This window comes from Streptomyces sp. KR55 (assembly GCF_052245645.1).
GTDB lineage: Bacteria > Actinomycetota > Actinomycetes > Streptomycetales > Streptomycetaceae > Streptomyces > Streptomyces flavusporus.
In genome coordinates, this window is the sequence record NZ_JBQQCE010000284.1 from 1 (window position 1) to 12,509 (window position 12,509).

Consider the following 12,509-nt stretch of genomic DNA (forward strand, 5'->3'; position numbering starts at 1 on the left):
GTCCCGTGGGGGGAAGTGCGCGCGTGAGCAAGTGGCGAGAAGACGCCCAACCTGAAGCAGAGTGGCCCGAACCTGCGTCCCCGACGGGACTGTGCGGGCAGCGGGGGGCTGTCGACCTTGCCGGCCGGTTTGCCGTTCTGGTCCGGGACGGGCAGCCAGGGGGCGTTGGAGCTGCCGGACAGGAGGGTCGCGACGATGACGACGGCGTAGATCGCGCAGGCCAGGCCCACGGCCATACCTATACGGCGGAACGTACGGCTTCTGCGGCCCGACTCGTCCACGAACACGGGCCCGTCGGAGGCGTCCTGCGCCCCGCCCGGCCGCGCGGGTCCCGGCTGCCCGGGGACCAGCTGCCCCAGGTGCAGGCCTACGGCGTCGAGCTGGACGGTGACCTCGTGGGGGTCGTGGGTGGGGACGCCGGATATCTCGGGGGATATCTCGGTGTGCCTGCCCGCCTCATCGTCGGCGCGTCCGCCGGTGTGTCCGCTCTCCTCGGGTTCCGCCCAGGGATCACGTAGGGCGATCGCCTTGGTCTCCGGGTCGCGGTCGTCGTCCTGTACGGCCGACGCACTCGCGGTCTCCGGGAAGGCCTGGGTCTTCCCGGCCCGGCCCCGACCCCTGCCCGGCAGCCCCCGCACTTCCCCCGTCGGGGACGCAGGTTCGGGCCACTCTGCTTCAGGTTGGGCGTCTTCTCGCCACTTGCTCACGCGCGCACTTCCCCCCACGGGACAGTTCCGGGTGCGCAGACGACACCGAGCACCCGTCGATCGAACCAAGCCCCCTGGAGGTTCGAGCGCCCCGTTTACCACACCGTGCTCGGGCCATGAATGTAGCGCACGCGGAGGTTGTGTGTGTGCGGGGTGTCATTTCTGGACATTCGGCAAGCGCTTGTCGATGGCGGGGATCCAGCCCCCGACCGGCAGCCGCAGCCACCCCTCCTCGGCCGCCAGCCCGGCAGCCGCCCGACGCAGCGCATCGAACGCCGGATGCACCAGCCCCTTCCGCCACACCAACGACACCGGTGACAGCGGAACGGGGTCGACGAGCGGCCGCCGTACCGTCCGGGGCATGTCCGGAAAGTCCACCACGGCGAGCACCGGGCTGCGGGTCTTGGCCATGATCCGCTCGAACTCCTCGTCACCGACGGCCAGTGGAAGCGGTGGCGCGATCTCGATCCCCCGCCCCTCGAACAGGCGGCGCGCGAGGTCGGTCCACTCCGGCGTCCGCGGATTCCCCGCCCCCGCGTACACGGTCTCGCCCGCCAGCTCGGCGAGCGGCACCGCCTCCAGGGAGACCAGCCGGTGGTCCTCGGGCAGCACGATCGCCATCGGCTCGTACCGGACGAGCTGGTGCTCCAACTGCGCCCGCAGCGCCGGTTCCAGCCCCGCGAACCGCCCGAACGACGCGTCCAGCCGCCCGGCGAGCAGCTCCCCCGCCGCGCCGGTCAGACCGCTCTCGTAGCGGGCCATCAGCTCATGTTCCGGGGCGAGTTCACGGGCCCGGTGCAGCACCTGGCGCGGGGTGCCGAGCCCCGGGGAGTTCAGGTCGACGAGCAGGGGGCGGGCCTGCCCGAAGGCGGCGAGGAGCTCCTCCTGCGCCGTCAGCACCCGGCGCGCGTACGGCAGCAGCCGCTCGCCGTCCGCCGTCAGCGTCACCTGCCGAGTGGTCCGTACGAACAGCTCGGCGCCCACCTCCCGCTCCAGCCGTCGTACGTCCCTGCTGAGCGCCTGCTGGGCGACGTAGAGGCGGGCTGCGGCGCGGGTGAAGTGCAGCTCCTCGGCGACGGTGACGAAGGCGCGCAGGAGGCGGGGGTCGAGGTGGGTCGGGGCGGGCATCCGGCGAACTTACAACACAGGTGCGTGAATCGGTACGGAGTAAGTGTTGGACCCGGTGATCGTTCACGGGCGACGGTTGCCCCCATGCCGGACATCCCTCACCCCCTCCCCACCGCCACCTCTCAGCCCCTCCACACCGTCACCGCAGACACCCTCGTCACCGTCGACTTCTCCCCCCGCTCCGGCGACCGCCGGCCCGGCCCGTACCGCCGCCTGTTCACGATCCCCGGCACGCGGGCCTTCACGGCCGGGAACCTGATCGCCCGGCTTCCCATGGGCATGTTCAGCGTGAGCGCGGTCGTGATGATCGCCGGTACGCGGGACTCGTACGCCCTTGCCGGCGCCGTCACCGCGACCGGCCTTGCGGCGACCGCGGTGGTCGCTCCGTGGGTCGCCCGGCTCATCGACCGCCACGGCCAGGCCCGGATCGCCGTACCGGCCACGCTGCTCGCGGTCCTCGGCAGCCTGGCCCTGCTGCTCTGCGTGCACTACGACGCCCCCGACTGGACCCTCTTCGCCGCCTACGCCGCCACCGCCACGACCCCCAACATCGGCGGCATGTCCCGCGCCCGCTGGGCCCATCTGCTGCGCGGCGACGCCGAGGCCCTGCACACCGCGAACTCCTTCGAGCAGGCCGCGGACGAGCTGTGCTTCATGCTGGGCCCGGTGCTCGCGGCCCTGCTGTGCGGGACGCTCTTCCCGGAGGCGGGCACGCTGGCCGGCGCGGTGCTGCTGCTCACCGGCATGCTGCTGTTCACCGCACAGCGTTCGACGCAGCCGCCCGTCGGACCCCTCCGGAAGACCCGGTCCCCGCTCCGCTCACCCGGCATCCCCCGGCTGCTCGCCGCCTTCCTGGCCACCGGCGCGGTGTTCGGCTCCATGGAGGTGGTCACGATCGCCTTCGCCGACGCGCAGGGCAGCCGCACGGCGGCGGGTGTCCTGCTCGGCCTCCAGGCGGCGGCCTCGGGCGCGGCCGGGCTGCTGTTCGGCACGCTGCGGCCGACGGGCCCGGCGGAACGCCGGCTGCCGTGGTGCATGGCCGCGATGGCGGCCCTCATGGCCCTCCCCCTGCTGGCCGCGCGCCTGACGCCGTCCCTCGTCGCCCTGGCGGCCGCACTGCTCCTCGCCGGCATGGCAACGGCCCCCACGATGGTCACCGCCATGACGCTCCTCCAGCACCGCACGCCCGCCGGCCGTCTCAACGAGGGCATGACCCTCGCCGTGACCGCCCTCCTCGGCGGCATCGCCTGCGGCAGCGCCGTCGGCGGCTGGGCGGTGGAGCAGCTGTCGGTGACGGCGGGGTACGGCGTGCCCGTCGCAGCGGCGACCCTGGCGCTGGCGGTCTCGCTCGGTTCGTTCGGCGGTCCGAACCGCTTCACCGATTCCCGCGCACGTTCCCGCGCAAGTTTCCGGCGCAAGTTCCCGCGCAACCCATTGACGCCCTGACAGCTCCCACATACCTTCGCCCGTCGAAGCGCTTCGACGTTTCTCTTCCTGGAGCTGGACTGATGGTCAAGATCACGGACGTGGCCCGGCACGCCGGGGTCTCCCCCAGCACCGTGTCCTACGCGCTCAGCGGCAAACGCCCGATCTCCGAGGAGACCCGGCAGCGCGTCGAGGCGTCCATCCACGCCCTCGGCTACCGCCCGCACGCCGGTGCCCGCGCGCTGGCCACCAGCAGGTCGAACGTGCTGGCGCTGGTCGTGCCGTTACGGGCCGGGATCCATGTGCCGGTGGTGATGCAGTTCGCGGTGTCGGTGGTGACCACGGCACGCGGGCACGACCACGACGTGCTGCTGCTGACGCAGGAGGAGGGCGAGGAAGGGCTCCGGCGGGTAGCGGACACCGCGCTGGTGGACGCGCTGATCGTGATGGACGTCCAACTGGCCGACCCCCGGCTGCCGTTGCTGCGCTCACTGGACCGGCCGTCGGTACTGATCGGCTTCCCGGCTTCGTCCGAGGGGCTGACCTGCATCGACCTTGACTTCAAGGCGGCCGGTGAAGCGTGCGTGGAGCATCTGACGCGGCTGGGGCACCGGGTGGTGGCGCTGGTGGGATCGCCGCCGGAGGTGTACGTGCGGGGGACCGCGTTCGCTCAGCGGGTGGTGCAGGGGTTCACGGCCGCCGCCGACCGGGGGCGGCTGGCGTCGTCCGTGCACCCGTGCGAGGCGTCACCTGCGGCAGCTCGCGCTGTCGCGGAACAACTGCTGCGGGAGCAGCCCGCGTTGACGGGCATCGTCGTCCACAACGAGGCGATCCTGGAGCCGCTGATCGACGCCTTCGAGGAGCTGGGGCTGCGGGTGCCGGGTGACCTGTCCGTCACCGCGATCTGCCCGGACGAGCTGGCCGAGTCGCTGCGGGTGCCGGTGACGTCGATCGCGTTGCCGTCCGGTGAGGTGGGGGCGCGGGCGGTGGAGTTGCTGGTGAAGAAGCTGGGCGGAAAGGCCGTACCGGAGGCGACGTTGCTGGCGCCGAGGATGACGGAGCGGGGGAGTACGGCGCCGCGGGCGGTTGCGTGAACAGTGGCTGATCACGGTGCCGGGTGGGGGCTGGTGTGCTGTACTTGGATGCAGAAAGGGTCCTCGCCCGGGCCTGGTAACCGGACGGTGGCCCAAGCTCAACAGGAGCTCGTCGGATGCCCTTACTGTGGACGGGGACATCTGGCTACCTCCTGAGCCACCAGAGAAAGTGGGCCCGCATCGGACGGGCATCCGCGCGAGGGCCCCGGCTCAGCAGGAGCCCGTCGGATACCCCCACCTGTTATGGGGGTATCCGGCTACCTGCTTAGCCACCAGAGCAGCCACCTCCTCGCGTGCCTCGCCGCTCGCTCCGGCAAGAGCCGGATCAGCCGCATGACCAGAGTCGGTTTCTGCTCCTCGTGACAGCCCATACGAGGGCGTCCTCCCTTCGACGTGAGGCGGCCTAACAGGGTCCCGGAACCGCTCTCGTCGGGCCGGGCCCCGAGGGGACGGGGCCCGGTGTGAAGGGAGGACGCACCCATAGGGCGCGTCACCGGACAAATGCTAGCGTCTCCAACGCCGTTGCTGTGCCAGGTCTTTCAACAGCGGGCAGGCTTGCGCCACGAGCACTCGAGGTCGCCGTTCATGCCGGCGACGACAGAGCACTTCGGCTCAGCCCAGCCCCCAGGCCCGCCCCATCCGGTAGGCGGCGCACAGGTTCACGTCGAGGACATACGCCCCGGCGCTCCCGCACTGCTCACTCCCGCTCCCGGGATCGACGGGCTGCCCGTGTCCCATCCCGGTGATGCTGTACGTCTCCACGACCGCACGCCCGCCCGCGTCCTTGAAGACCTGGTGGGGATAGCCGGCGACGGTGTCGCTGACGTCGGCGGCCTGATCGGCCCCGTGCACATCGGTCCACTGCCGCATCAGGTCAGTCATGTTGACGGGCTTCACGGTGTAGTCGGCCGTGCCCTGGAAGGCGATCAGTGTGGGCCAGGGGCCGGTGTACCCGGGCCGGGCGGCGCGCACCCGGTCGCCCCACTGCTTCGGGGTCTGTGTGGCACCGACGTACATGCACACATACGGCGACCCGGCGGCCTGCGCACACCCGTACGGCAGCCCGGCGACGATCCCGCCCGCCGCGAACTTCTCCGGGTACGCCGCCATCATCACGGCAGTCATCCCGCCCCCGGCGGACAGCCCGGTGACATACACACGCGACGCGTCACCGGAGGTGTCGGTGAGCTGCCGGTCGACCATCTGCGCGACGGACGCGGCCTCGCCCTGGCCTCGTGCGATGTCGCCGCTCTGGAACCAGTTGAAGCAGGACGAGGCGTTGTTGGCGGTCTGCTGCTGCGGCAGGACGACGGAGAAGCCCCAGCGGTCGGCGAGTTGCATCCATCCGCTGCCGGTGCCGTATCCGGAGGCGTTCTGCGTGCACCCGTGCAGCGCGACGACCACGGGTCGGCCGGCGGGCAGCCCGTCGGGGACGTACCGGAACATGCGCAGGGTGCCGGGGTTGGAGCCGAACCCGGTCACCTCCTGGAGCGAGGCGGCCGTGGCTCTGCCCGGCGTGAGGAAGGCTGCGATCAGGGCGATGAGAAGGGTGGCCAGGACGGCGACGCGACGGCTTGCGGCTCTGGTCTGTGTCATGCGGAGGGACCGTAGAAGCGTGAACGACCCGCCGATATGGAGTGGGACACCACAACGGACGCGTCCACCATGGTGGTTCACCGAGTGAGCGACCTGCCCGTACGGAACTGCCGCGCAAGCGTCTTCGGGTCCCGCGCGATCTGCCACAGGCCGACCGCGAGCAGCAGCAGGCTGCTGACGAAACAGACCCAGAACACGAGCTGGGCGCCCGACGCGAGATTGTCGGTGCTGCCGTCCTCGTGGAGGCAGTACGCCTGCGGGGGAAACGCCTTGGAGACGCCGACGCCCCGTAGCGCATGGAGCACAGGTCCTCGCCGGGGTCCTTGATCGTGTCGTCCGCCGTGACGACCAGCAGCCAGGCCGGCGCCGCCACCGGAGCCGTGACGAACACGGTGATCTTCGTCCAGGTCGGCATGCGGGGATGGCCGACGAGCCCGTTCAGCGCGATCAGTACGACGACGAACACCGCGACGACCCAGGCGGCGGCGGAAGGCATTCCGAGGACCGCGTCCAGAAGCCAGACCACCACGGCCACCGGGGGCGCGGTGAGGACAAGGACCTTGACGCCGGGCGCGACACGCGGAAGGGCGAGCAGGTACAGCGCTCCCGCCCACGCGAGGAGGACGAAGAAACCGATCACGAGGGCTCAGGGAGACGGGAAGGACGAAGGGACGACGGACGGGTACGGCGGCATCGGCCGCGCGGTGTCGGTGTCGGTCCCTCGGTGCGTCTCGTCCATCTTCCACGGCCCGACGCCGAGCTGACCCGTCGTCCCGAGGTCCAGTTCCGGCTCGACCACCACAGGGTCGGCACCGGGCTTCGCCCGCACGCGGACGTACGGCGCGTTGACCGGGTCGCCGACGCCGGCCTCCGTGGTGTTCCGCCACGCCAACGTCGACTGCGCGGCCTCACCCGGCCGCAGAACAACGGGTTGCGGGCTGCCGCTCCCACCGGTGGCGGTGCTGATCCGGTCGGTCCCCTGGAGGATCCGCACGCCGTCGACTTTGTCGTGCTCCTCGTCGAGGAGTTCGAGCTCCGGGTAGCCGTTGAGCCGATAGGTCTCGGTGCCGCAGTTGACGAGATGCAGTCCGACGACGCGCAGCCCCATGGCGGCGTCCCCCTTGTCCGCGTAGACGTGCACGCCGGACGCGGGGCATGGCCCCGAGGCGGACGGCGCCTCGTCGGCGGGAACGCTGCGCACCTTGATCACCTCCACGCCCGACACCTCGGGTGCGTCCCCGGCCGGCTCCGTCATGGCGACGGTCCCCTTGACGGTCCGCCCCGGCCCGACCGACTCGACGGTCTTCTCGACGTTGTCGACCGCGCCTCCGGAACCCGTCAGGAACCCGATGGTCACCGTATAAGTGGCCGCCTTCGTCCCTCGGTTGGTGACCTCGAACTCGGCGGAGAAGTCCGCCGCGCATCCGCTCTCCGCACCCCAGGCGTACAGGCCGGTGACCTTGACCCCGTCCTCGCCCGGACCATCGAGGGAGGGCAGGGGAAGCGGCGTCGGCGTACCGGAGGGGGTGACGGACGGCTCGGAGGACGGCGGCGGACTGCCGTACTGCGAGAAGTCGGACGGGCACAGCGCGTCGGCTCGGACCCGACCGTCGCCGCCGGCACCCGTCGCGTCGTCGCCCTGCGAACCACACGCGGCAAGCAGCAGAGCACCGGCGAGGGCGGCGGGAACGGTGCGCGGGGCGGTAGGCATCCGCCCACCTCACCAGGACCCGCACCCACAGGCTGTGGCGGAACCCACACCTCCGGTCACAGCAGTGTCACAGATCACTCTGGACAAGGCCGTCGCCGCCCACAGCGTGACGAGGATCTGCAGGAACAGGAAATGCCGCCGTGCTTCCCGATTCCGGCATGACAAAGGCCCCGCTGCCCGGAGGCGGCGGGGCCTTTGCCCACATGGGTTAGGGAGGTTCGGAAACCTCCCGATCGTGGAGATGGCGGGAATCGAACCCGCGTCCAACGGTGCAGAATCAGGGCTTCTCCGTGTGCAGTCCGCTGTGATTTTCTCGGCCCCGGCGATCACGCGAACAAGTCGCCGACGGGCCCAGTCACTGTTTGGTTTCCCTCTTCACCCCGTGACCGGGATCAAGGTTTAGTTCCCTAGCTGATGCCAGGATCCGGGTCGGGAACAGCCCCGGGCTGACACTTCGCAGGTCGCTACTTAGGCAGCGAGGGCGAAGGAATCGCGCTTGGTGTTGGCGATTATTTTTTGCGACATATGGTTTACGAGATCATTGCCGCTTCCTCGACACGCTTCCCCTGCTTCAACAGCCGCTGTCGAAACCGATCATCCCCATGTTGATTTTTCAATGCGCCCACCGGGCCGGCCGGTGTTGGTGCCATCGTACGTGACCAACGCACGACGATGCCACTGTATTCCCGCCCGTCAGGCGCTCCGCTGTCGCCGCTTTGCCGCCGCGATCGCCCGGTCCGACTCCCGCCGGTCCTGCTTCTCCCGCAGGGTCTGGCGCTTGTCGTACTCCTTCTTGCCTCGCGCCAGAGCGATCTCGGCCTTCGCGCGACCGTCCTTGAAGTACAGGGCGAGGGGCACGATCGTGTGACCCGTCTCCTGGGACTTGGCCTCCAGCTTGTCGATCTCCTCGCGGTGCAGGAGGAGCTTGCGCTTGCGGCGCGCGGAGTGGTTGGTCCAGCTGCCCTGGTGGTACTCGGGGATGTGGGCGTTGTGCAGCCATGCCTCGCCCCGGTCGATCTGGACGAAGCCGTCGGTCAGCGATGTCCGCCCCTCGCGCAGCGACTTGACCTCAGTGCCCATGAGGACGAGGCCGGCCTCATAGGTGTCGATGATGGCGTAGTCGTGCCGGGCCTTCTTGTTCTGGGCGACGATCTTGCGCTTGCCGCCCTTCTCGCCGTCCCTGGCCTTCGCGGCCGCCCCGCCCTGCTTGGGCTGGGACTCCTTCGGTACGTACATTCCCTTGCTCATAGTGCTGTCCATTTTCGCACTACGGAGGGGGTCCGGGGGAAGCCGATTTACGGTGCGGGCGGCTACTGACCGAGACCCGTCAGGACCGTCTCCGCCCGCTGCAGCGCCTGCCGGTCGGCTTCCAGGTCAGGGGTGATGCCGTGGCCGTCGACGCTGCGGCCGGCGGGCGTGCGGTAGTGGCCGACGGTCAGCTCGGCGACGGAGCCGTCGGGCAGCCGGCTCGGCATCTGGACCGAGCCCTTGCCGAAGGTGCGGGAGCCCACGACGACCGCGCGGCCGCGGTCCTGCAGGGCGCCGGTGAGCAGCTCGGCCGCGCTCATCGTGCCGCCGTCGACGAGCGCCACCAGGGGTCTGGCGGTGTCGCCGCCGGGTTCGGCGTGCAGGGCGCGCTGCTCGCCGTCGACGTCGTAGGTGGCGACCAGGCCGCCGTCGAGGAAGGCGGAGGCGGCGGTGACGGCCTCGGTGACCAGGCCGCCGGAGTTGCCGCGCAGGTCGAGGATGATCCCGGAGGCGGCCGGGGCCTGCCGTACGGCGTTGCGGACGATGTCGCCGGAGCCCTTGGTGAAGGCGCCGATCCTGATGGCGGTGACGTCGTCGGACAGCTTCTGGGAGGTCACGGAGTCGGTGGAGAGGCGGGCCCGGTGCAGGGTCTGGCTCCACGCGCGCGTACCGCGTTCCAGACCGAGGCGGACGGACGTCCCGGCGGCGGCGTCGGTGGCGTCACCGCGCAGTAAGGAGACGACCTCGGTGACGGGACGCCCGTCGACCTTCGTGCCGTCGATGCTGCGCAGCCGGTCGCCCGCGCGGATGCCGGCAGCGGCCGCGGGTGAACCGGCGGCCACCTCGGTCACCTTGATCCGGCCGTCCCGCTCACGCCGCGCCGACAGTCCGACGCCGGTGTACTCGCCGTCGAGGGCCTCCTCGAACTCCTCGTACTCACCCCGGGAGTAGACGGCGTCCCAGCGGTCCCCGCTGCGGCTGACGGCGCGCTGCGCGGCCTCCATCGGGGACTTGCCCTCGGCCATGGCCTCGGCGGCGGCCTCGGTGACCTCGTCGGGCCGGGCGGCGGAGGCGGCGGTACGGGTGGCGCCGGGGGTGGGCTTGCGGTCCGACGTCGGCAGCGAGCCCGTGGCCGCACCGGCGACGAGCACGCTCGCGAACACCAATGTCAGGGCGGCCCCACGGCGCAGGCGGCGGGGCTGACAGAACGGGTCGGGACCTGACATGCCGGTGAGTCTAGGACAACGCGAAGGGCCGCACGGCGGGTTGACCGTACGGCCCTCTTGGCATGCGTCACACCTTCAGGTACTTGCGCAACGCGAAGAACGCGGCCAAGGCAGGCATCAGCAGACTTGTCGCAAGAATGAGTGGGAGCTTCGTCAGAACGGCGTCCCAGCCAATGAAGTTGATCAGATTCAGCTTCTCGGACAGCGCGAGCCCGTGATCGATGATGAAGTACCGCGCGATCACCAGGAACGCGCAGGCGACACCGCCGCCGATCAGTCCGGCGACCGCGGCCTCCATGATGAACGGCGCCTGGATGTAGAAGCCCGAGGCGCCGACCAGGCGCATGATCCCGGTCTCACGCCGTCGGCTGAACGCCGAGACGCGCACGGTGTTGACGATCAGCATCAGCGCGACGACCAGCATGAGCGCCATCACCGCGCGCGCGGCCCAGTTCATACCGTTGAGCAGCCCGAACAGATTGTCCAGAATGCCCTTTTGGTCCTGCACGGACTGCACGCCGTCCCGCCCGTTGAAGGCGGTCGCGATGACCTGGTACTTCTCCGGGTCCTTCAGCTTGATGCGGTACGACTCCTGCATCTGGTCCGGCGTGAGGGAGCTGGCCAGCGGGGAGTCGCCGAACTGCTCCTTGTAGTGCTTGTACGCCTGGTCCTGCGACTCGTGCGTCACCGTGTCGACGACCGACATCTTCTTGAGGTCGGTGAGGATCTGCTCCTTCTGCTCCCCGGTGACCGCGCCCTTGGCGCAGTTGGGGTCGGACTCGGCGTCGCTCTTGTTGCAGAGGAAGATCGAGACGTTGACCTTGTCGTACCAGTAGCCCTTCATGGTGTTCACCTGGTCGCTCATCAGCAGTGAACCGCCGAACAGGGCCAAGGACAGGGCGACCGAGACGATGACCGCGAAGGTCATCGTCAGATTGCGGCGGAGACCGACACCGATCTCCGACAGAACGAACTGGGCGCGCATGGCGTCTGCTTCAAGCCTTTCCGTGGACGTCTGCGAGGGGTCTGCGGTTGCTGTCTCAGTGCTGGTAGCCGTAGACGCCGCGGGCCTGGTCGCGGACGAGGCGGCCCTTCTCCAGCTCGATGACGCGCTTGCGCATCTGGTCCACGATGTTCTGGTCGTGCGTCGCCATCACCACAGTGGTGCCCGTCCGGTTGATGCGGTCGAGCAGCTTCATGATGCCGACGGAGGTCTGTGGGTCGAGGTTGCCCGTGGGCTCGTCGGCGATCAGCAGCTTGGGCCGGTTGACGAAGGCCCGCGCGATGGCGACGCGCTGCTGTTCACCACCGGACAGCTCGCCCGGCATCCGGTCCTCCTTGCCGCCGAGCCCGACCAGTTCGAGCACCTGCGGCACGGACTTGCGGATCTCGCCGCGCGACTTGCCGATGACCTCCTGCGCGAAGGCGACGTTCTCGCCGACCGTCTTGTTCGGCAGCAGCCGGAAGTCCTGGAACACCGTCCCCAACTGCCGCCGCATGTGCGGCACCTTCCAGTTGGACAGACGGGCGAGGTCCTTGCCCAGGACGTGCACCTGCCCGTGACTGGCCCGCTCCTCGCGGAGGATCAGCCGCAGGAAGGTGGACTTTCCGGAGCCGGAGGACCCCACGAGGAACACGAACTCACCCTTCTCCACTTCCAGGGAGACATCCCTGAGTGCGGGGCGGGTCTGCTTGGGGTAGACCTTGGAGACGTTGTCGAATCGGATCACGGATGCACCACGGGTCGCCGGGGGTAGATGTGCGTGACCATACGCGACCCGGGGACGCAAGCGCAGGCACCGGTAGGGGTTGCGTAAGGCTTGTGCACTTTTGTCCCGACGGCAAGGTCGCGTACGTGAAGGGGTGGGGGACTGTGTCGATATGCGGCTCCGCCGCGTGGGCGCGACCAGCCACCCACCACCCGCAGCCGCAAGAAATGACAAGCCACCCCTCTCGGAGCGACCCCGGCGCACCCTCCGGAGGAACCTGGCACAGTGGAGGGGGAACGTTCGCGTTCCCCCAAGCGTTGAAGAAGTGAACCGGTACGGCTGCTAGGAGGGCGAGCGCATGACGTACGACCGGCTGGTGTGCGCGAATTGTGCGTCGCCCGTCAGCGAGGGCCGCTGCCCCGTGTGCCGGGCCAACCGCGAGCGGCTGCAGCAGGAGAACCCGTTCGCCGCACTGAACCCGATGACGCTGATCGCGCTGCTCGCGGTGCTGATCGCGGCGGTGGCGCTGCTGGCGCACCAGACCGCGTGATCCGGTAATCCGCGCGGCCGTCGGAGACAGCGACCGTCAGAGACATACGAAGGGCCCGGAGCCTGCGCTCCGGGCCCTTCGCCGCACGTCGTGCGTACGTTCCGTACGACGATGA

General features: G+C 69.9%; 11 protein-coding genes, 1 other RNA gene and 1 pseudogene. 3 read left to right on the forward strand and 10 right to left on the reverse strand.

The genetic code is table 11. The features are described 5' to 3' along the window. Both ACTWQJ_RS32955 and ACTWQJ_RS32960 read right to left on the reverse strand, forming a co-directional pair. Positions 1 to 707: pseudogene (locus ACTWQJ_RS32955) on the reverse strand (hypothetical protein); the annotation flags it as partial. Between the two features lie 156 nt (positions 708 to 863). Then, complete coding sequence (locus ACTWQJ_RS32960; RefSeq protein WP_443310172.1) at positions 864 to 1,835, reverse strand: LysR family transcriptional regulator; 972 nt, start codon at positions 1,833 to 1,835, stop codon at positions 864 to 866. An 84-nt stretch (positions 1,836 to 1,919) separates the two neighbouring features. Between ACTWQJ_RS32960 and ACTWQJ_RS32965 the strand changes: the two genes are divergently transcribed. After that, complete coding sequence (locus ACTWQJ_RS32965; RefSeq protein ID WP_443310173.1) at positions 1,920 to 3,281, forward strand: MFS transporter; 1,362 nt, start codon at positions 1,920 to 1,922, stop codon at positions 3,279 to 3,281. Positions 3,282 to 3,343: 62 nt separating this feature from the next. Further along, positions 3,344 to 4,354, forward strand: a complete 1,011-nt coding sequence (locus ACTWQJ_RS32970; protein WP_443310174.1) for a LacI family DNA-binding transcriptional regulator — start codon at positions 3,344 to 3,346, stop codon at positions 4,352 to 4,354. A gap of 612 nt (positions 4,355 to 4,966) precedes the next feature. On the opposite strand, the gene ACTWQJ_RS32975 is transcribed toward ACTWQJ_RS32970, so the two are convergent. From ACTWQJ_RS32975 to ftsE, 8 genes are all read right to left on the reverse strand, one after another. Further along, on the reverse strand, positions 4,967 to 5,950 hold the full coding sequence (locus ACTWQJ_RS32975; RefSeq protein WP_443310175.1) for an extracellular catalytic domain type 1 short-chain-length polyhydroxyalkanoate depolymerase: 984 nt from the start codon (positions 5,948 to 5,950) through the stop codon (positions 4,967 to 4,969). A gap of 77 nt (positions 5,951 to 6,027) precedes the next feature. Then, entirely contained in the window at positions 6,028 to 6,255 is a 228-nt protein-coding gene (locus ACTWQJ_RS32980) for a hypothetical protein (protein WP_443310176.1), read from the reverse strand. Positions 6,256 to 6,596: 341 nt separating this feature from the next. Beyond that, complete coding sequence (locus ACTWQJ_RS32985; protein WP_443310177.1) at positions 6,597 to 7,661, reverse strand: DUF4232 domain-containing protein; 1,065 nt, start codon at positions 7,659 to 7,661, stop codon at positions 6,597 to 6,599. 233 nt (positions 7,662 to 7,894) lie between these two features. Beyond that, positions 7,895 to 8,263: a transfer-messenger RNA gene (gene ssrA, locus ACTWQJ_RS32990) on the reverse strand. A gap of 91 nt (positions 8,264 to 8,354) precedes the next feature. Beyond that, on the reverse strand, positions 8,355 to 8,897 hold the full coding sequence (gene smpB / locus ACTWQJ_RS32995; protein WP_240797634.1) for an SsrA-binding protein SmpB: 543 nt from the start codon (positions 8,895 to 8,897) through the stop codon (positions 8,355 to 8,357). Positions 8,898 to 8,971: 74 nt separating this feature from the next. Next, positions 8,972 to 10,135 carry a S41 family peptidase gene (locus ACTWQJ_RS33000; protein WP_443310178.1) on the reverse strand — a complete coding sequence of 388 codons (1,164 nt, stop codon included), beginning with the start codon at positions 10,133 to 10,135 and terminating at the stop codon, positions 8,972 to 8,974. Positions 10,136 to 10,202: 67 nt separating this feature from the next. Continuing rightward, positions 10,203 to 11,120 (reverse strand): permease-like cell division protein FtsX, encoded by a 918-nt coding sequence (gene ftsX / locus ACTWQJ_RS33005; RefSeq protein WP_409471788.1) that lies wholly within the window; start codon positions 11,118 to 11,120, stop codon positions 10,203 to 10,205. A 55-nt stretch (positions 11,121 to 11,175) separates the two neighbouring features. Beyond that, positions 11,176 to 11,865, reverse strand: coding sequence for a cell division ATP-binding protein FtsE (gene ftsE / locus ACTWQJ_RS33010; protein ID WP_141314236.1), 690 nt, complete (start codon positions 11,863 to 11,865; stop codon positions 11,176 to 11,178). A gap of 337 nt (positions 11,866 to 12,202) precedes the next feature. Between ftsE and ACTWQJ_RS33015 the strand changes: the two genes are divergently transcribed. Next, positions 12,203 to 12,394 carry a hypothetical protein gene (locus ACTWQJ_RS33015; protein WP_129799790.1) on the forward strand — a complete coding sequence of 64 codons (192 nt, stop codon included), beginning with the start codon at positions 12,203 to 12,205 and terminating at the stop codon, positions 12,392 to 12,394. Positions 12,395 to 12,509 lie beyond the last annotated feature (115 nt).

Excerpts from the sequence above, each read along its gene's own strand:
- ACTWQJ_RS32970 (WP_443310174.1), top strand. The coding sequence starts at position 3,344 with ATGGTCAAGATCACGGACGTGGCCCGGCACGCCGGGGTCTCCCCCAGC.
- ACTWQJ_RS32975 (WP_443310175.1), bottom strand. The coding sequence starts at position 5,950 with ATGACACAGACCAGAGCCGCAAGCCGTCGCGTCGCCGTCCTGGCCACC.
- ACTWQJ_RS32965 (WP_443310173.1), top strand. The coding sequence starts at position 1,920 with ATGCCGGACATCCCTCACCCCCTCCCCACCGCCACCTCTCAGCCCCTC.
- ACTWQJ_RS33015 (WP_129799790.1), top strand. The coding sequence starts at position 12,203 with ATGACGTACGACCGGCTGGTGTGCGCGAATTGTGCGTCGCCCGTCAGC.
- ACTWQJ_RS32960 (WP_443310172.1), bottom strand. The coding sequence starts at position 1,835 with ATGCCCGCCCCGACCCACCTCGACCCCCGCCTCCTGCGCGCCTTCGTC.
- ftsX (WP_409471788.1), bottom strand. The coding sequence starts at position 11,120 with ATGCGCGCCCAGTTCGTTCTGTCGGAGATCGGTGTCGGTCTCCGCCGC.
- smpB (WP_240797634.1), bottom strand. The coding sequence starts at position 8,897 with ATGTACGTACCGAAGGAGTCCCAGCCCAAGCAGGGCGGGGCGGCCGCG.
- ACTWQJ_RS32985 (WP_443310177.1), bottom strand. The coding sequence starts at position 7,661 with ATGCCTACCGCCCCGCGCACCGTTCCCGCCGCCCTCGCCGGTGCTCTG.
- ACTWQJ_RS33000 (WP_443310178.1), bottom strand. The coding sequence starts at position 10,135 with ATGTCAGGTCCCGACCCGTTCTGTCAGCCCCGCCGCCTGCGCCGTGGG.